The sequence below is a fragment of the Myxococcales bacterium genome (assembly GCA_012517325.1).
Taxonomy (GTDB): domain Bacteria; phylum Lernaellota; class Lernaellaia; order Lernaellales; family Lernaellaceae; genus JAAYVF01.
The window spans coordinates 40,047-59,589 of record JAAYVF010000009.1; the positions used below are offsets into that span (position 1 = coordinate 40,047).

Annotated in this window: 15 protein-coding genes; 11 read left to right on the forward strand and 4 right to left on the reverse strand. The window is 60.8% G+C overall.

The window, feature by feature from the left end; all coding sequences use genetic code 11:
* The first annotated feature begins 28 nt into the window (after positions 1–28).
* On the forward strand, positions 29–1,510 hold the full coding sequence (locus GX444_02280; protein NLH47408.1) for a tetratricopeptide repeat protein: 1,482 nt from the start codon (positions 29–31) through the stop codon (positions 1,508–1,510).
* Positions 1,511–1,636: 126 nt separating this feature from the next.
* Here the strand turns inward: GX444_02280 and GX444_02285 are convergent, their stop codons facing one another.
* Positions 1,637–4,036, reverse strand: a complete 2,400-nt coding sequence (locus GX444_02285; protein NLH47409.1) for a VWA domain-containing protein — start codon at positions 4,034–4,036, stop codon at positions 1,637–1,639.
* Positions 4,037–4,316: 280 nt separating this feature from the next.
* On the opposite strand from GX444_02285, the gene GX444_02290 reads away from it, so the two are divergent.
* Together GX444_02290 and GX444_02295 are read left to right on the forward strand one after the other, a co-directional pair.
* Positions 4,317–5,498, forward strand: coding sequence for a Fic family protein (locus GX444_02290; GenBank protein NLH47410.1), 1,182 nt, complete (start codon positions 4,317–4,319; stop codon positions 5,496–5,498).
* A 159-nt stretch (positions 5,499–5,657) separates the two neighbouring features.
* Complete coding sequence (locus GX444_02295; GenBank protein ID NLH47411.1) at positions 5,658–7,283, forward strand: hypothetical protein; 1,626 nt, start codon at positions 5,658–5,660, stop codon at positions 7,281–7,283.
* Between the two features lie 63 nt (positions 7,284–7,346).
* Here the strand turns inward: GX444_02295 and GX444_02300 are convergent, their stop codons facing one another.
* Both GX444_02300 and GX444_02305 read right to left on the reverse strand, forming a co-directional pair.
* Positions 7,347–7,964 (reverse strand): hypothetical protein, encoded by a 618-nt coding sequence (locus tag GX444_02300; GenBank protein ID NLH47412.1) that lies wholly within the window; start codon positions 7,962–7,964, stop codon positions 7,347–7,349.
* Positions 7,961–8,962, reverse strand: a complete 1,002-nt coding sequence (locus tag GX444_02305) for a hypothetical protein (protein ID NLH47413.1) — start codon at positions 8,960–8,962, stop codon at positions 7,961–7,963. Before GX444_02305 ends, GX444_02300 begins: the two co-directional genes overlap by 4 nt.
* A gap of 282 nt (positions 8,963–9,244) precedes the next feature.
* Between GX444_02305 and GX444_02310 the strand changes: the two genes are divergently transcribed.
* The 6 genes from GX444_02310 (at position 9,245) to GX444_02335 (ending at position 14,735) form a co-directional block, all read left to right on the forward strand.
* Positions 9,245–10,519, forward strand: coding sequence for a hypothetical protein (locus GX444_02310; protein ID NLH47414.1), 1,275 nt, complete (start codon positions 9,245–9,247; stop codon positions 10,517–10,519).
* Positions 10,520–10,842: 323 nt separating this feature from the next.
* Positions 10,843–11,541, forward strand: coding sequence for a hypothetical protein (locus GX444_02315; protein ID NLH47415.1), 699 nt, complete (start codon positions 10,843–10,845; stop codon positions 11,539–11,541).
* 35 nt (positions 11,542–11,576) lie between these two features.
* A complete protein-coding gene (locus GX444_02320; GenBank protein ID NLH47416.1) occupies positions 11,577–12,779 on the forward strand; it encodes a hypothetical protein in 1,203 nt (400 codons plus the stop codon).
* A 27-nt stretch (positions 12,780–12,806) separates the two neighbouring features.
* Positions 12,807–13,442: a DUF1566 domain-containing protein gene (locus GX444_02325; protein ID NLH47417.1), complete on the forward strand. Its 636-nt coding sequence runs from the start codon at positions 12,807–12,809 to the stop codon at positions 13,440–13,442.
* Positions 13,442–14,092, forward strand: coding sequence for a DUF1566 domain-containing protein (locus GX444_02330; protein ID NLH47418.1), 651 nt, complete (start codon positions 13,442–13,444; stop codon positions 14,090–14,092). Before GX444_02325 ends, GX444_02330 begins: the two co-directional genes overlap by 1 nt.
* 22 nt (positions 14,093–14,114) lie before the next feature.
* A complete protein-coding gene (locus GX444_02335) occupies positions 14,115–14,735 on the forward strand; it encodes a DUF1566 domain-containing protein (GenBank protein NLH47419.1) in 621 nt (206 codons plus the stop codon).
* Between the two features lie 33 nt (positions 14,736–14,768).
* Here GX444_02335 and GX444_02340 read toward each other — a convergent pair whose 3' ends face one another.
* Positions 14,769–16,535, reverse strand: a complete 1,767-nt coding sequence (locus tag GX444_02340; GenBank protein ID NLH47420.1) for a sulfatase-like hydrolase/transferase — start codon at positions 16,533–16,535, stop codon at positions 14,769–14,771.
* 190 nt (positions 16,536–16,725) lie between these two features.
* Here GX444_02340 and GX444_02345 point away from each other — a divergent pair, with 190 nt between their 5' ends.
* Positions 16,726–17,856 carry an aspartate--ammonia ligase gene (locus tag GX444_02345; GenBank protein NLH47421.1) on the forward strand — a complete coding sequence of 377 codons (1,131 nt, stop codon included), beginning with the start codon at positions 16,726–16,728 and terminating at the stop codon, positions 17,854–17,856.
* An 80-nt stretch (positions 17,857–17,936) separates the two neighbouring features.
* The gene (locus GX444_02350; protein ID NLH47422.1) at positions 17,937–19,532 is read left to right on the forward strand and encodes a hypothetical protein; all 1,596 of its coding nucleotides are present in this window, start codon (positions 17,937–17,939) and stop codon (positions 19,530–19,532) included.
* Positions 19,533–19,543 lie beyond the last annotated feature (11 nt).

Below are 19,543 nucleotides of genomic sequence, written 5' to 3' on the forward strand. Positions count from 1 at the left end.
TGGTGAAACGCCGGAATGGCCTGAACCGATGAACCGCCCGCAAACCATCCTGGCGCTGGAAATCCTCTCCCTGGTCGCCGTGACGTTGCTCATTTACGCGCGCGGCGCGGCCGGGCCGTTCCTGTATGACGACATCGCCTTCGTCGTGGACAACCCGGCGGCGGCCGATTTCTCGCTGGCCCTGCAAACCTTCGGTAGCCCGGCGGCGACTTCCACCCGCGATTTTCCCAAGCAGGTCTATCGCCCGCTCATCCCGCCCCTCTATGCGCTCGTGCACGCGATCGGGGGAATGAGGCCGTTTTTCTTTCATTGGCTCAATTATCTCGTTCATGCCGGCGGCGCGATTTTGCTGTTTCTGCTGCTGCTCAAGCTGACCGCCGCGCGCGACGCTTCCTTCGCCGCCGCCGTCTGGTGGGCGGTTCATCCGGCGCACGTCGAGGCGGTGCAATGGATCAGCGGGCTGGACGACGTGCTTTGCCCGCTGCTGCTCTTGCTGACCTTTTTGCTTTTCCTGTCGGGGAGACGGCTCGGCGCCGGGCTGGCGTACCTCGCGGCGCTGTTGACCAAGGAAGTCGCGGTGATGGCGCCGCCCCTGTTGTTCGTTCTGGCGTTCCGGGAGGCCGCGGGCGACGGCCGGCCGCGGGCGCGCGCGGCGGCGCTCCGCACGGTTTTCTATTTTCTGGCCGCCGGTGCTTACGTGCTGCTGCGCCAGTCGTTGATCGGCCTGCAACAGGACTCTCAATATTGGGGCCACTCGCTGGCCGCCACGCTGCTGACGATGTCCCATTCCTTTTTGATTTACCTGCGCCTGATTTTCTTTCCGCTGTCACTGCGCATCAATTACCTGTTCGACATCGTGCGCGGGTTTTCCCCCCTGGTCCTGGCCGCGGCGGTCGTGCTGGCGCTGCTGGCGATCGTGATGATCGCCTGCGCCCGGCGCCGGTTTCCGGTTTCTTTCGGCATCGGGTGGTTTTTCGTTTTCATGTTCCCCGCCAGCAACGTGCTGCCGATTCTGGCCCTGGTCGGCGAGCGATTCCTCTACTTGCCCCTGGCGGGCGTGGCCATGCTCATTGCCGCCGTGGGCGCCGGCCTCAAAACCCGCCGGCGCTGGTTCGCCCTGGCCTGGTGCTTGTTGATTTTCTGGCTGGCGGTCGGTTCCTATCAGCGGGTCGGGGTGTGGCTCGACGAGGAAGTTTTCTGGCGGGACATCCTGCGAAAAGAGCCGGAAATCCTGGGTTACCGCAATAGTCTGGGTTCCTATTACGCGCGGCAGGGACGGTTTGCCGAGGCCGAGGCGCTTTTTATGGAAGTGCTGCAAAAACGGCCGGCGGATTTCCTGGCGGCGGAAAATCTGGCGCTGTTGTACCTGGACACCGGCCGCCCGGCGCAATCGCTGTCGATGTACCGGCAGCTTCAGGCGTTCCGGCCGAACGAGCCGCGCTACCGGCAAGGCCTGGAAAAGGCCGAAAAGGCGCTTGCCGCCGCCGCGCCGCAAAACGCGGAGCCCTGAATTTTATCTGCGCGGATGAAAAAAACGGTTGGCTGATTCCGGCCGGCGCACGCAATGAAAGCGGTGACCGATCATTAAACGGCGAAAGGGCGCCGGAGCGCCCTTTCGCCTCGATGGTTTTTGTTTTCAGAACCGGATGTAGAAGACCAGCATCGCCTCGTGGCCGGGCGCCGCGAACTTTTCTTTCTCCAGCACTACGCGGAGCTTGCTCGCCAGGTCGGTGTTGCCGGTGTTGTCTTTCAGCATTTCCACTTTTTTCACCTTGCCGTCGGCCCCCAGCGTCAGGCGAACCATCATTTCCTTGCCCGCCGGTTTGGCCAGGCTTTTGACGGCTTCGTAGAGCCGCTTGGCGACCTCGCCACCCAGCGCGTTGCGGTAGGGCGCTTCGTTGGCGATGCCGAGGAACGCCACCGGATCGACGACCAGGCCCTGGACGCCGCCGACCGCCATTTCGTCGGCCGCGATGTTTTTACCGGGTCCGGGCGACGGCTTGTAGGAACGCATCGCCACGGAAGGCGAAGGGGGCGGTGGGGGCGCCATCGGGCCGTTGCTGGAGCCGGTCATCGCGCCGCTGCCGGCGCCGTACCCCTGGGCTTCCTCCAATTTGCCGAAGACGCCGTCATAGGAAACGCCCTCGGGCATTTCGACCGGCACTTGCACGGTCTGCGGCTGGCCGTTGACGTTGCGCACCTGCTCCTCGACCGCGACGAAGGAGGTGAACTGGGTCATCAGCCGGTAGTTCAAGCCCAGATCGGTGATGTCCTTTTCGAGCTGGTCTTTCGATCCGGCGTTGACCTCGAGCTGGTTCATCAACCGCTCGATGCGCATCCGCGCCCACAGCGAGGCGAGCTGGTCCGAGCCGCCCTTGGCGTTGGGCAGGTTGACGGCGTAGGAAAAGCTCTTGGCGCCCGCCGCGTCCTTGCCGGTCAAACGGATCGTCGCCGCGCCCGGCTTGGTGTAACGGCCCAGCACAACCAGCGGCTGGTCGGCGTACAGGTCGGGGATCTGTTCCGGGTACAGGTCGGTCGTCTGCAGGCCGCCCCATTCGAGGGCCAGATCGCGCAGGACCGGCGCGTCGAGCCGCTGATGGAATTTCTCGACCACCTGTTCGGCCGGTTCGTCCTGCCGCAGGTACGAGGCGAAGCCCCGGCCTTCCTCGGCCATGCGGTCGATGAGGTAGCGGTTGACCGAACTGCCGACGCCGAAGAGGAACAGCCGCGCGTCGCCCAGGTTCTGGTGGATCTCGGCGAGGATTTCCGTTTCGTTGCCGATGTAGCCGTCGGTGGTCATCACCACGAGGCGCAGGCGCTTGGGATCGGCCGGCCAGTTGAGCGCGGCCTGGATCGCCGGCAACATGCGCGTCCCGCTGGTCGATTCGATCTGGTCGATGAACCGCTTGGCCTGGTTGATGTTCTCGGCGGTGGCCGGCACCGGCCCGGCGGCCATCGAGGTGATGATGTCGTTGAAGTTGAACACCTGGAAGGTGTCGTCGGCGCGCAGGCCCTTGAGGGCCCGCTTCACCACGTCTTTCGATTTGGCGAGCGGATCGCCCTGCTGGCTGCCGGACGAATCGACGACGAAGAGGATCTCGCGCGGCAGAATCTCCTGCTTCGCATATTGGCCCTTGGGGGCCAGCAGCAGCAGGAAGAAGCCCTTGCCGCCCTCGCTGTAGGTCAGCGCGCCGAACGCCGGCGCTTTGCCGCGCACGTTGTAGCGCAGGATGAAATCCTTGTTGGGAATCGCGTCGCGCGGATCGAGCTTCACCACGGCCTTGGCCGGACCCTGGTTGGCGGTGGTGATCCAGTGCGAGGTCGAACGCACGTCGGTCACCGGCACGCCGGCGTCGAGGTTGACGGTCACGCTGATGTCGTGGCCCGAGCGTTCGCCGGGTTTGAGCACCGGCGGGGTGATGCGCGAGGCGTCGGGCACCTTGTCGGTATCCGGCGCCCAGCCGCCGCCCTGCTTGCCGACGATTTTTTCTCCGGGTATGTAACGCGGCCCGACGACCATCGGAAAGACGAATTCGTACTCGCCTTTTTCGTACTTCAGGACGGCCACGTAGCTGATGCGGATTTCGATGTTGTCGCCGGGCAGGATGTTGGCCACCGACTGCGTGAAGATGTTCGGCCGCTCCTGCTCGAGCAGCGACGCCGTCTTGCCGGCCGCCTTGGCCGCTTCGTAAATCTGCTTCGCCTCCTCGCGCTTTTTAATGACGCCCTTGATGACCCGCTGGCCGATCGTCATCGTCATGTCGTCCACCGCCGCCTTGTGGGGCAGCGGAAAAACGTAGACGGCCTCGATCGGCTGCTTGAACGGGTTGACGAACGTTTGCGTGACGGTGACGCGCGACACGAAGCCCGCGATGTCCGCCTGCACGTCGGTGTGCTTCAGGGGCACCTCGACGACCTTCTGATCGGCCGACACCACCCGCAACTGGCCGGTGCCGATTTCTTCCTGCTCCGCCCGTGCCGCCAGCGGCAGGGCGAGAACCAACAACATCATCAGAATGACGATACGCTCCCACATGATCGTGCTCCCCAGCGGATTTTCAGTTGTTTCCTTGATACCACACGGCGGCCGGCCGGTCGAACAACCCGCCCCGCCGTATATTTTCCTTTGACCTTCGCGGCAGCGATTGGTTCCCCGGGCGGCGGAATGAGCGAATATCGAGGCGGACAATATTATGGACAACAAAATGGACAATATGCAGGATATTTTGGCAAATTATCTGAAATGATCATCGGCTTGTATTTCATTCAATTGTTTTATAAAACAATGAATTACAATAGTATATGAGGTTCCTGAAATGAGGAAATACGAGCGGACACATCAATGGCTTAAATTTCAAGTCAATCTTCAGGATGCCAGCCCTCGTTTGTGGCTGATGCTTGGCGAGGCGCAGTCGAAATGCGCGCATATCGCGGGCGTGCCGCTCGACCGCCCAACGGCCGAGAAAATTCATTATCTTTATTTGGCGAAAGGCGTTTTGGCGACGACCGCCATCGAGGGAAATACCCTTTCGGAGGAGGAAGTCCGGCGGCGGATCGAGGGATCGTTGAAATTGCCGCCGTCGAAGGAATACCTCGGGCAGGAGATCGACAACATCGTCGCGACCTGCAACCGGATTCTCGGCGAGATGCTTTCGGGAAAGGCGACGGAACTGACGGTCGACCTTCTTTGCGATTTAAATCGTTCCGTGCTGGCGAATTTGCCCTTGGAGTCGCACGTGGTTCCGGGCCGGATTCGCCAGGTCGGCGAGGAAGTGGTCGTCGGCGCTTATCGAGGCGCGCCGGGTGAAGATTGCCGGTATCTCCTGGAGCGATTGTGCGGTTTGCTCAACGACGGCAAAAAAACGGCCCCGGCCGACGAAGGCTTGGCAGCGGCGATCGTTCGCGCGATCGTGGCGCACCTTTATCTGGCCTGGATTCATCCGTTCGCCGACGGCAACGGCCGCACGGCTCGGTTGGTCGAATTCCTGATTTTGCTGGACGCCGGCATGCCGACCCCGGCGGCGCATCTCCTCAGCAATCACTACAATCAGACGCGACAGATTTATTACCGGCAATTGCACGGTGCGAGTGCCTCGGGCGGCGATATCCTGCCCTTTATCGAATACGCGGTCCGGGGTTTGGTGGACAGCCTCCAGGAACAACTCGCGACGATCCGTGACTACCAGTGGCGGGTGATCTGGCGCGATTACGTTTATCGAATTTTTCGCGACTCGGCGCACCGGGTTTCCGGCGCCGTTCGGGGGAGGGAACGCGATCTGGTTTTGGCTCTTTCCGATCAATTGGGCTTCGTTCCCTTGTCGAAAATTCCGCATCTGACGCCGGAATTGGCCGCGACTTACGCCACGAAAACGCGTAAAACCGTCAGCCGCGACGTGAATACCGCGGTGGAACTCGGACTTTTGGAAAAAACCGCCGACGGTGTCCGCGCCCGGACGGAAACGATTCTGGCGTTTTTGCCCGCGCGAAAAATGAAGTGATCGCCGCACCCGCGCACCCGTGCGATAACTTGACACTTTCGCGAGGCGCGTGCTAGTTTGCCGCTTTGATTTTGCCCTGATTTTACTTTGAGTTATCAGGCTCCCGCGAGGGAGCGGCGCGCCCGGGACGCCACGCGCGGCCCGGCGGCGGAGGAACGCATGAAAAAAACCCTGCTTTGGTTGGTGCTCGCGGCGCTGGTCGCGGCGGCTTTTCCGCCGGCGGCGACCGCCGAGGAAAGCCAGCTCGCCGCGGTGGGTTTTAATGTACACGGCTATTACCGCGTCCGTTACGACAACTACTTCGATCTTTCCTGGGCCGCCACCCAAAAGGGCGACGATTCCGACTGGTGGAGCTGGGTCGACCAGCGGATGCTGTTGCAGCCGACGCTGATCATCAGCGACCCGATCGAGATCAATTCGGAACTCGACATCCTGCATAACGTGATGTGGGGCGACAACGCGCTGATCGAGGAGCCGGCGGTGGTCACCGAACGGCAGCCGAACGATCCGGCGTCGATCGGCCGCGTCCGCTACGGCACGATGACCTTCCGCTCCGGCAACCTGCTGACCCACTCGACCAGCGACACCGACCGCGATCTGAACGAGGTCGATCCGATCGCGGTGCGCCAGTTATACATGCGCGTCACGCTGCCGATCGGCTATTTGAAAATCGGCCGCCAGGCCGACCAATGGGGCATGGGTGTCTACGCCAACTCCGGCTCGCCGTTCCTGCGTTTCCTGGAAACGCCGGGCGATGTCAACGACCGCAACCACGGCTACGACGCGGACAGCGGCGACGTTTACGACCGGTTCCAGTTCGGCACGCGGGTGGCGGGCTTCTACTTCCCGTCGATCATGTACGACCGCATCGCCGAAGACAGCTTCAAGACCGGCGACAACGACGTGCACGCCTTCACCCTGGCCAACCAGTTCCGCGACATCCGGTTCGCGGATTCGGGCGTTTTCGACGCCGGCTTCTTCATTCAGGGCCGCACCCAGCAGGCCACCTCGGCCTCGCTCTGGCTGTACGACCTGTGGCTGCGCCTGGGCTACGCCGGCTTCAAGTGGGAACTCGAAGGCCTGGGCGTGCAGGGCAAGGCGACGTTCGTCGATCGCCAGACCGTGCGCAACCTCGAGGACGAGGGCCTGCCGACCGGCGAACGCGGCGGTGAGGTCAGCATCGGCGCCTACCTCGGCGCGGCGCGCTTTTTGTACGACTCCGGCCGCTGGAGCGCGGGGCTCGAATGGGGCTTCTCCTCGCCCGAGGCCGCCAATCCGGACAACGAATTCGACGCCACGGCCGCCGACAATCTGATCGCGGCGCGGCAGGAATTGAAAAACGATCCGCAAAACGCCAACGCCCGGATCGACTTCACCAACGCGGTGATCGACAACCAGGCCGCGTTCGGCCGCCGGATCAACACCTACGCCTTCGACCCCGACTACAAGATCGACCTGATCACCTGGGATCGCCTGATGGGCGGCGCGCTGAAAAACGGCATGTACCTCAAGGCGGGCGGCTACCTGCGGCCGCTCGACGGCATGCACATCGGACTCAACGTCCTCAACAGCTACCTCAACGAATCGGGCAAGAAGCTCAACGGCAAGGACGCTTCGCACGACCTGGGTTGGGAAACCGACCTCAACTTCGCCTACACGTTCCACAAGCAATTCACGGCGGACACCTCGATGGGCTACATGATTCCGGGCATGTATTTCCGGGACATGTACGACGACGTCAGCAACGTCTACACCTTCCAGATCCGCACGATCGTGAATTTTTAGGCGGGAAATGACGACTGCGGGCAACCGGGGGCGCGGCCGCAGCGGCGGCCGCCCGCCGCGCGCCTATTCCTTCGGCTTCGCGGCGCTGCCGTCCCAGTTGACGGTCACCCACGCGTTGCCCTTCTTTTCCCAGTCGACGCGGCCCTTCCAGGTTTGCGGCGCGCCGCCCTTGTCCAGCGAGATTTCCACGTAGACCGAGCCCTTCGTGCGGCTGATGCGCGGGTAGGCGACGATCGATTTCAAGGTCATCGACTTGACCTGTTTGAGCTTGTCGGTCGAGGGGACGCTCGGATCGGCGCGCATGGCCCGCGCCTGGTCGATGTCGCCCTGGTTGATGTAATTGACGTAGTCGCTCATCGCGGCCAGCAGATCCTCGCTGGCGGGCTTGGCCGCCGCCGCGGTTTCGGGCGTCGGCGCGACCGGATCGAAGGGTGCCGGCGTCGGCGACGAACCGCCGACCACCACCGGCTCGGGAGTCGGCGAGGCGGCGGCGACGATCACCGGCGTAGGCGAGGCCGCAGGCGGCGGCGTGGGCGTGTCGCGGTCGCCGGTGAACAGGACGTAGGTCAGGACGCCGCAGGCGATGTAACCGGCGACCAACAGCAGATCGAACAGCCGCGTCAGCGTGGTCGTGCGGAACTGGTGCGGCGATTCGGCTTCGAACATGCTCTTGCGGCTCATGATGCGGCCTCGTCATCCGGCGGCGGCGCGCCGCGCTCGAGCCGGCCGGCGATCGCCGCCCCCGCCGTCGCGAGCGGGCCCGCCGGCGCGGCCAGGGCCAGGCCGCCCCAGCCGAAACCCCACCACAGAATCAGCAAAACGATGAACCACGCCGCCAGCACGCCGAGCGCCGCCAGCCGCACCTTCCACCAGAATCCGAGATCCCGCCAGGGGATCGGCGTCCAGGGGATGCGGCCGTGGGCGTGCTCGATCGTCGGCGTCGGGGTGACGGCGGCGCTGAGCTTCTGCCCTTGCGGTTGGGTGAACTTGATCATCGCCAGCGAAACGCTGGCCGGGCCGGAACGGGCGATCGCCTGGCGGACCAGGGTCTCGCCGGCTGCTTCCGGTTCGCCGTTCATCGCCTGGCGGCCGATTTCGATGTCGCTCAGGCTGCGGTAGAGGCCGTCGGTGCACAGCAGGTACGTTTCGCCCGGTTGAATGAAATGGGCGTCGGACACGTCGACCTCGATGATCGGGTACAGGCCGACCGCGCGGGTGGGGAATCCGTCATCCGGCTGATCGGGCGCGACGTGATCCTCGGTGAGCTGGTCGATGACGTAATTCCGCTGGCGGTAGGCGCGGCACCGGCCGGCGTGGGCGATGCGGACCATGCCTTCCTGATAATGCAGCAGCACGAGGCTGACGGCGGGCGTGCCGAGTTGTTGCTCGGCGGCCGCCTGGCGCAGCGCCGCGTTGGCCAGTCCGAACGCGTCGACCAACATCTTGCGCGGGCCCTGGCCGTTCCAGGCATGATAGTGTTTGTCGACCGCGTCGACGACCAGCCGCGCCGTCCGGCCGCCCTGGCCCGAGAGGTCGTGACCGTCGGCGGCGACGAGCAGAATGCCGTGCGTGGTTTTGATCACCACGGCGCAATCCTGCCGCCGGGCCTCGCCGCCCGCTCCGGGCGCCGAGCTGACCGCGGGCTGAATCTTCAGCGTCTGGTGATCGTACAAACTCATGATTCCCCGATAAAATCCGCCGCCGGCATGAAAAAATCTCAATTCCGCGCCGGCGGATCGCTAAAAATAATTCGGAAACGCCGTTTTCCGACTGATGGGCCATTATAATCCAATTTCGACCGATCGGCAAATTGTTTGGCGGACTTGGCGCGGCGCGCCGTCGCGGCCGGAACCCGGCGCTATACCGCGCCCCGCGACGGGCTTGCCCCTCGCCGCCGAATGGTGGCAAATGAATTAAATGCCGTTCGCCCCGCTTACCCGATCGGCGCAAGGAGGGCCGCCATGGCGCGCAATAAAAAAGCCAACCACCGCAACTTACTCGTCGGTTTCGCCAAGCGGGACCTCACCCCGCCCCTGCCGTTTCCGCTGGCCGGAATGGCCACCAAGCAGGAACGGCTGGCCGAGCGCGTCCGCGACCCGCTTTACGCCCGCGCCATGGCCTTCGGCAACGGCCGCCGCACCGTGCTGGTCATCGCCGGCGACCTGTTGATGATCACCGCGCCGCTGCGCGAGGCGGTCGAGCGGCGGCTGGCCGAACGGCAGGTTCAATACGCCGGCCTGATGCTGTCGGCCACCCATTCGCACTCATCGACCGGCGGTTATTGGGATGCGCCCTCGGCCCGGTTGTTCATGGGCGCGTACCGGCCCGAAATCTTCACCCGGCTGGCCGAGGGCATCGCCGCGGCGGCCGAGGCGGCGGTGGACGATCTGCGGCCGGCCTCGCTCGATTACGGCGAGACGCAGACCAGCTACCTCAATTACAACCGCCGCTTCAAGGAAGGCGCCATCGACCGCACCCTGGGCGTGCTGACGGTGCGGCGCGAGGACGACACTTTGCGCGTGTTGACCTTCGGCGCGCATCCGGTGGTCGTGGGCTTTCGCGATTACCACGCGGCGTCGGCCGATTACCCCGGCGAACTGCTCAAGACCTTCGCGGGCGAGGACGGGCTGTTTCTCGTCGGGCCGGTCGGTGGCGTCAACGTGCTGTACCCGGAAGGGCCGCTGGACGGCGACGTGCACCTGCATTTGCTCGCCCGCCTGCTGCGCGAGGAGGCCGACAAGGCGATCGCCGTCGCCCAACCGGTCCACGGCGACGCGGTGGCCTTCGCCGCCGGCGAGATGACCGTGCGGATCGTCGCCCCGCCGCTGCTGCCCGACCGCCTGCGCTGGCTGGACGCGGCGCTTTACCCCGTGCGGCTGTACGTGCGGCACTTCGGCCGCGGCGGCCTGCGCGACGGCATGCCCGCGCGCGTGCCGGTGGTGCGGGTCGGCGACCTGGTGTTCACCGGATTTCCGGCCGACCTGGGCGCGAGCGTGGGCCTCGCGGCGCGGGTGAAGATCGCGGCGCGCGGCCTGCGCCCGGCGGCGGTGGCGTCGCACACCGACGATTACGTCGGCTACGTGCATCTGCCGGAGGACTATCAGCAATTCGCGTCCGCCGACAAGGGCGAGATGTGGATGAATATCTACGAAAACGCGATGGGCTTCGGCGGCCGCCACGTCGGCATTGAATTGCTGGACGCTTTCGAGGGCGCGCTGGCCGAGGTGTGCCGGTAACCGCGGCGGGAAAAATCGATTCATCCGTTTTACGAGCGACAAATCCGCGCGGCCATCCTTCATCCGTGTGAAGTAATTATCCATCAAGCTTTTCTCGCTTGTTCAATGAAGCATCGCTTATCAAATGAGACACTTAGTGTCAGGATATCTAACATTAGCCGATTATTTTTATTGACAAATCGACTGCATGGGGAGAAGATATATCCAGTTGTTGGATAACCATGAACTTCATGGCGGCGCCGAAAGGCTTGGAAATTGCGAATTCTCGTCGGTAAATTTTCCCTTTCTCGTTATCTTTTTGCGATATCCGCGATACTGAAAACTTGTTCCCCGATCAGGAGATCCTAATGATCAGGAAAATTGGCCTGTTTCTTTTGATTTCAGTCTTTTTGGCAGGGATCTTTGTTGCGTTATCCAAGCAAGATCGTTCGGAAGCCCGGGAACCCATGAGCGACAGTTCCGATTTGCTGGATGAGGATCCTTACCTGGGCGACGGCGCTTATGCCGAATGGGCCGCCGACGGATCGGAAGCGATCGGTCCCGATGGCGGCGCTTCCCTGGCGACGCTGATCGTCCACGGACGCGAAACCGAGGACATCGTGGTTCGGTTGACGTTGGTCGCCAATATCGGTGCGCTGCGTACGACCATTTTGGACGACGAGGTCGCGGTAGGCCAAAACGCCGAAACGGCAATCTCTTTGGATGTGCGGCCGGCGTTTTCCTTGCACTCGAAACAACAAATGTACCCGACGAAGATCTCCGGAACCGTACAAGTCGTTTCATCGCCGCACCGCTATTTCAAGGGGCAGACGGTGCCCTATCGATACTTCGCGCTCAAAGGCGAACAAGCATCGATCTACGATGCTCAAACGTTTTTCGAAACCTATCCCCGTGGCGTGACCGACGAGTCCGAACTGGCGCGGGTGCAAAAACTCATCGAATCCAACGAGGATCGCGGCGAGTTCGCACAAGGCGGCATCATTCCAGCGGGCGTGTATGAATCCGAGCCGTTGGAGAAGTAAGTAAAAACGAGTAATGGTGGAAGGGGAAAGCGAAGATGCCGCACAAGAAACTGGTGCCGATAGGTGCTTTGGTCATTTTAATGCTGATGACTTCATCCGCCTATGCGTTGAGCGTGAAAATCTGTTTTAAAATAGATTTGAATCTATATGATGCAATGGATGAGGCAGGTGATTACATCAATAGCAACATCCCAATCACTGGATATGGGATAAAAGCGAAGGTTGGCGAGAATGGTAACGGGCCGGTTCTTTTCGAGACGTGGACCGATAGTGATACGGGTTGTACGCCTTACCTGACCATGTCCTCCGCGAAATCCTATTATATTCGAGCTTACAGCATGTCGAAATCGGTCGATACCAATTATGTCAAGGTGTATACGAGCAGTACGGAAGAGTATTATTTTACGAATACGCTCGACGCCGATTTTACTCCGGCTGCTTCCGGCACGTATACGTTCAATTATGATAATTTCCCGGATATCCTGGATGGTTTCAACGAAGGTAATGTCCTGGCGGTCGCCAGCTATGCCATTCGCCGTAAACCGGCGGGTTTGACTGCCGAATGGTTCAAGTTCTATCGCGAAACCTGCAGTGGTGACGGGCTCGGCAACGCCTGTTTTAAAAACGGCGCGATTTATATCGACGATGAAAATAATATCGCACAGAATAACAAAACCGGCATCACCCATGAAATGGGTCATGCGGTCGGGTATAAATCCAATAATTACCAGAATGCGCTGCATGATTACACAGACACGGGTGATGATGACATATATGAAGGTGATGATGACAGTTCACCAACCCCAACTCCATGGCCATGCTATTCAACCTCCGAAGGCCATCACGAGAATAGTCGTGAATTACAAAGGGGGGCTGCCGTGGAGGGTATTGCTCACTTTTATGCCGCTTCTATTTGGAATATCAAAAATGATGGAGATTGTTGGTTTAGGGGTTTAGATTGCCAGGATGACGAAGACTATATGCATGATATATGCGATCCACCTTTCACAAATCGAGCGGTCGAATCTGACTGGTTGCGGTTCTGGTGGGACGTGTACGAGGATATGGATCTGACGGTGGCCGAAATATTTGAATTGTGGGACTTGGCTAATCCGAACAATTGGACAAATGCATCTGTATTCGAACGGCTTCGCAATGCCGCCGATGCGATGAATCTGTCATTAACCCTTTGGGATAATCTGGCGGATGCCAATGGCGTTGACCAGGGCGTATGGTAAATATCCATTTGACAGAAGGGGTGTAAAATGAATAAGACTATGACTAATAATCTTGTAATTGGAGTTATTTTATCTTTTCTTGTCCTTTTACTGCTTTCTTTCGTTTCATGCCAAAACGAAAACAATGATTCCGATGATGATAACGATTCGGAAGATACAACCCCCGAGCCGCCCGCCGGCACTTGGATCGACTACGACACCGATTTGATGTGGCAGAAAGAGATCGTCGATAATTGCTATGGCCTTTATTACACCTGGGATCTGGCGGTTGGATATTGCGATTCGCTGGAGTTGGCCGGTTTTTCGGATTGGCGGTTGCCAACGATTTCCGAGTTGCGCTCGCTCGTGCGCGGGTGCGAAGTGACGATGACCGGCGGCGCTTGCGATATAACAGTTGATTGTACAAATTTGGGTTGTTTAAACAAAGCGTGTGACGGATGCCAATTGAAAACAAAGGCCGATGACCGATATTATTGGCCCGATAAATTGGAAGGAGAAGATAATACGGATAATATTTATTGGTCGGTCACCGAACAAGAGGAAAACAATTCGCTTGTTTGGACATTGGGTTTTAAAACAGCTCATATTGGAATAGAGGATAAGGAAAATATACTGGGATATGCGCTGACGACCCGTTGCGTGCGAACCATGACCGCGGAGTAGTGGATAATCGAAAGCAAGGGAAAAACGGGAAAGAAATGGGAAAGCGGCGCTTCCAGTTATTGCTGATATTGCTGTTCATTCTTTTTACAGTGATTTCGTGCAAGAATGATGATGACGACGATTCCGGCTCCGATGAAGACCCAACCCCCGAACCTCCCGTCGGCACCTGGATCGACTACGACACCGGCCTGATGTGGCAGAAAGAGATCGTCGATAATTGTTATGGCCTTTATTACACCTGGGATCTGGCGGTTGGATATTGCGATTCGTTGGAGTTGGCCGGTTTTTCGGATTGGCGGTTGCCGACGATTTCCGAGTTGCGCTCGCTGGTGCGCGGTTGCGAAGTGACGATGACCGGCGGCGCGTGTGGCGTGATGGACGAGTGCGCCGACTATGATTGCCGAGATGATGCATGTAGTGGTTGCAATTTAAAAAACGATACAGAGAATAAATATTATTGGCCAAATGATTTAAAAGGGGAGTCATTCACTGATAATGTATATTGGTCAATCACCGAGGAAATCAATAATGCATCGTTTGTTTGGACGCTAGGTTTTATCATCGCTAATATTGAATCGGAAGAAAAAGAAAATACTCTGGGATATGCGCTGACGACGCGTTGTGTACGAACCACAACTGACGAAATATAGATAGATAGATGGAATAGGTATAATGATCATATTTCTTAAAAAGTATTCTCCATTATTAACGATGGGGGTTTTATTTCTTCTGCTCTTCTTTTCGTGCCACGATGATGGCGACGATTCCTCCAACTCCGACAATGATCCAACCCCCGAACCTCCCGCCGGCACCTGGATCGACTATAACACAAACCTGATGTGGGAAAAGGAAATTGCCGAGAATTCGTCGATTCTTTATTACCAATGGGAAAAAGCTATTGGATATTGCGATTCGTTGGAGTTGGCCGGCTTTTCGGATTGGCGATTGCCGACGATTTCCGAACTGCGTTCACTGGTGCGCGGGTGCGAAGCGACAATGACCGGCGGCGCTTGCGGCGTGACGGACGAATGCACCGTCACCGATTGTCAAAACGAAGCATGTGTCGGTTGCGATTTATTAACCGATGCTGATAACGAATTCTTTTGGCCGAAGGAACTCGAGCGGGAATCTTCAACCGGCAATGAATATTGGTCATTTACTGAATTGGAAGATCACAAGGCCATGGTTTGGACATTGGGATTCATGATTGCCAACATCGAGAAACGAGATAAGGAAAATATTTTGGATTCGGCGACAACAACTCGTTGCGTGCGCACGATGGCCGCCGAGTAAGAAAGTCGATCGAGGGCCAGCCGCCAACCGTTTTTAAAAATACCCCAGCGTCCGCAACTTTTTCAGCATGTCGGGTTGAATGACGTCCTGCATCTGCTTGCTGGCCAGCGGCGGCGGGTCGGCGAAGGTCAGGATCGGCTCGGTGTAGACGCGGAAGGCGCCGTTTTCGAAGAGCCGGGGCTTGGCCGGATCGATTTCGCCGGACAACTCCGTTTCGCGCTCGTCTTCCGGATGCGCCTCGTTTTGCAGGCAGTCGCGGCAGGCGAAGGCGACGGTGACCGGCGCGTCGTCGGGATCGACCACGGCCAGCACGCCGTTCTCGCGCCCATGATCCTTCGCGTCGAACGACAGTTTGTTCGGCGAGCGTTGCAGCTCGTAGTCGGCCAGGTCGTGCATGCCGCCCTTGAACGGCAGTTCCTGCACCACGTCGGCGAACGAGCTGTAGCCGAGGTACTTGAAGGCGTAGATGAACCGCGCCCCGGTCGACAGCGAGCCGCGCCGCGTCTCCTCGCTGCCGGCGCCGCCCCACAGCAGCTTCCAACTCTTGCGCCACTTGTAGCCGGTTTCGGCGATCAGCGCCGCCTGCAGTTTTTTCGCCAGCTCGGGCTTTTCGGCCAGCAGGTTCGTCTTTTCCTGCGGGTCGGCGGCCAGGTCGAACAGCTTTTCCTCCATCGGCTGCATGAAAATGTGGGCGCGCGGCGAGTAGATGTACTTGTAATGGCCGGAAATGATCGACATGCGGTTGGGCCCGACGTCGCAGGTTTCGGCGATGGCGTCGCGGTCGGCCGTTTCGCGGCCGTCGAAGAACGGCGTCAGGCTGGCGGCCTGCAGCGCGATCTTCGGCGTCAGGTGCTCCAGTTCCAGGACGGTCGGCAAGACGTCCTGCAGCCGGACCTGCGCGGCGATCCGTTTGCCGCGCGGAATGCCGGCGCCCAGCAGGATCAGCGGCACGTGCAACTGCTCCTGGTAAAGCGTGATGCCGTGCAGCACGCCCTGGTGTTCCAGAAATTCCTCGCCGTGGTCGGCCACGATGATCACCACGGTTTTGTCGAGCAGTTTTTCGGTTTCGAGGTAACGGACCAGGCGGCCGACCTGCCGGTCGGTGTAGCGGATTTCGTCGTCGTAGCGGCGCAGCAGGCAGGTCAGGGCCCGCTGGCTGACGGCCTTGTCGTCCGACATCAGAAAGTTGAGCGTGCCGCGGTCGCCGCCGGTCTGCCGGCAGAATTCGTCGTACTCGTCGACGTATTCCTTCGGCGGCTGGTAGGGCATGTGCGGGTCGAAGAGGTGCACGAAGGCGAAGAACGGCTTTTTGCCGTTCGCGCCGAGCCACTGGATGGCCTCGTCGACCGGCTTGTCGGCCGGCGCGTCCTCCTCCATCCAGAACGAATCGAATTTGCGGGCGAAGCCGAGGCTCTTGCCGACGTATTGGTGGGTGACGAACGCCGCGGACGCGAGGCCGGCTTCCTTCAGGTATTCGGGCAGGGTCGGCGTTTCGGGATGGATCGGCACGCCGACCAGCGCGGCGCCGTGCTGCGAACTGAGCAGGCCCGTGAACAGCGAGGCGTGCGACGGCGTCGTCCACGAGGACGGCGCCATGGCGTGCTCGAACAGCACGCCGCGGGCGGCCAGGGCGTCGATTTCGGGCGTCGTTTTCTTGGCGTAGCCGTAGCAGCTCAGGTGATCGGCCCGCAGGGTGTCGATCGAGATCAGCAGCACGTTCTTGGGCTTCGCCGACCCGGAACAATGCCAGCCGGCGAGGGCGGCGGCGAGGACGAGCAGCGGGAGCAGCAGCTTTTTCATGTCGGTCCATCCTTCGGAACCAAGGGAGGCGCCATGTTAACGGTGGCCCGCCCCGGCGGCAAGGTCGGTCGGGGGCGCGACAATCCGAGCCGAACCGGCCGGTTTTTGCCACGTTTTTGACTAGTTGCGGGGCCTTTGAAAATCGGTAATCTAGAGGGCAAACGTGCCAACAATCCATGAGGTAACGGTCATGACGGACAAACGAGCGGATTTAGCGGGACCTGGTATCGGTACGTATGAAGAAATCGAACGCGTTTTACCCACCGATTATCGTTCACTGTTGTCTCCGAAGGATACGCAGAAGGCGATTTACGCCGTCAAGCAGTACATCGAACGGAACCTCTGCAAGAAACTCGGCCTGATGATGGTGGAAGTGCCGCTGATCGTCGACGCCGAGAGCGGCGTCAACGATTACCTGGACCGCGACGGTTCGCGCGGGCCGGTGCAGTTCCACATCAACAACGACTACAACAAGAACCCGATCGAGGCGCAGGTCGTCCAGGCGGCGACCAAGTGGAAGCGCGTCGCGCTCAAACAATTCGACTGCAAGGTCGGCGAGGGCATCAACACCGATATGCGCGCCGTGCGCAAGGATTATTTCCTCGATCACGATCACAGCGCCTACGTCGATCAGTGGGACTGGGAGCGGGTCGTCACCGCCAAGCAGCGGAACCTCAAGTTCCTTAAGGAAATCGTTGGCAAGATCTGGAAGGTGATCGTCGGCGCCGAACGGTACGCGCAGCGGCTGTATCCGCAGTTGAAGGACCCGCGCTATCCGAACCTGCCCAAGGAACTGACGTTCCTGCACGCCGAGGAAATTCTGGCGATGTATCCCGACCTGCCGCGCAAGCAGCGCGAGACGGCGATCCTGCAGAAATACCCGGCGGTGTTCATCATCGGCATCGGCTGGACGCTGGAGGACGGCTATCCGCATGAGATGCGGGCCGCCGATTACGACGATTGGGTCACGCCGACGGCGAAGATCAAAGGCAAACAGATGCACGGCCTCAACGGCGACATCCTGGTCTGGAACCCGGTGACCAAGCGGCGGCACGAGCTGTCGTCGATGGGCATCCGCGTCACGGCGGATACGCTGCGGCAGCAGTTGGAAATCACCAACCAGCTCGACTTTCTCAAGCTGCCGTACCACCAGGCGATCGTGAACGGCGAAATCCCGCTGTCGATCGGCGGCGGCATCGGCCAGTCGCGCACGCTGATGTACCTCCTGCGCAAAGCCCATCTGGGCGAAGTCAGCGTGACCGTGTGGCCGAAAATCCTGAAGAAGATCTGCGCCGAGAAGAAGATCTTCGTGCTCGAATAAACAAACCGCGTTCCGGCCGGCGAGGGGCGACGCGCCCGTGCCGCCGTCCGGCCGCGATCGGTTCGGGACAGCGCACGAACATGACCGAAACCGCAACGACCGGACGGCCGCCGAGCCGCCCGGTTTCCTTCGCCGGCCGACTCGCCGGGCCCGCCCTGGTCGCCGCCCTCTGGCTGGTGCAGGGCAGTATTCTGTGGGGCAATTTCTACCTCGACGACTATTTTTATCTGCACCTGGCGCGCGCCGGCGCCGGCCCGTTCGCGCTGTTCGCCAAGGATTTGTGGTTCGGTATTTATTTCCGCCCTGGGTTTTTCCCGCTCTTCTGGCTGATTCACGCCTTTTTCGAGTGGAACGCCGCCGCCTATCTGGCGGTCAACCTGGCGCTGGTCACCGGCACCGTTCTGGCGTTTTTTGCGCTGGTCCGCCGCTGGTTCGACTCGACCGGTGTCGCCTTCTGGGCCGCGCTGCTGTTCGCGATTTCGCCGACCACGGCCGTCGGCGCGCACTTCGTCTGGAACATGACCGAGGTGCTCGGCCTGTTTCTGGCGATGCTCTCGCTGTTGCTGTTCTGGCATTGGTTGGAGAACAAGCGGCCCGGCTGGTTCGCCGCCGCGCTGGCGACGGCGCTCTGGGCGATGCTCTGCAAGGAAAATCTCGCGATCCTGCCGGCGGTCGCCTGGCTGGCGGCCCGGACGTTCCAGCGCCGCCGCGATCCGGCGGGCCGGGCCGGCCGCATGGCGTGGCGCTCGACCTGGCCGCTGTGGGCGGTGCTGGCGGTGTATCTCGTCTGGCGCACGGTCATGCTCAAAGGCTTCGGCGGCTACCTGCCGCTCGGCGACAAACTGATCGAACCGCGCGTGTTCGGCCCGCTCGCCCGGTTGCTGGCCCCCAATTTCCCGCTCGTGCCTTGGCTGCCGGCGTTGTGCCTGCTCGCGCTGATCGTTCTGCTCGGCGCGGCGCGTGAAAAACATCCATGGCGGATCTTCGGGCTGGGAGTGCTGGTCGCCGCGCTGGCCGCGGCCCCGATGGCGATCAACCTGCGCAACCCCGTCATGGCCTTGTTTCTGCCGCTGCGCTTCTTCTACGCGGTGATGCCCGGCTTGGCGATCGCGCTGGGTGCGGCGGCGGCGGTTTCGGGCCGGAAGAAGGTCGCGGCGGTCGTCCTGCTGGCGGCGCTCTGCGGCGGGCTGGCGGCGAACGCGGGCAAGCTCGCCTGGGATTTTTCGGCTTGGCAGAATCGGCGCGTCGCGGCGCTGCGCCTGCTGGGCTGGGTGGTCCGCAGCCAATACGGCGACGCTCCGGACGGCACCCTGTTCTATTATTGCCGCCCGCCCAACGATCATGCCCTGGATGCCGGGATCAAGTATTATTTCCCCGAGTACCGGGATCGCTACCTGTTCCTGTACTGCGCCGACCGCACGGAGGTGGTGGCGACGCCCGAGACCCTGGAAGCGACCGGCGTGCCGACCTATTTCGACCGGATGCTGCGCCGCAACCCGATCGAATACCGCGAGTGGCAATACGGCGTGGCGGGCGCCGACGAGAAAAAAGTCGCGCGCGACCAGGAGCGGGGCGAGAACGTCGTGCTGATCCAGTCGCCGTTTCCGGATGACGATCCGCTGAACCGGCAGTTTTTCCTGCAGGGCCGCCAGTTGCCTTTTGCGGCGCGGCGTTAGGACGCGCGGAG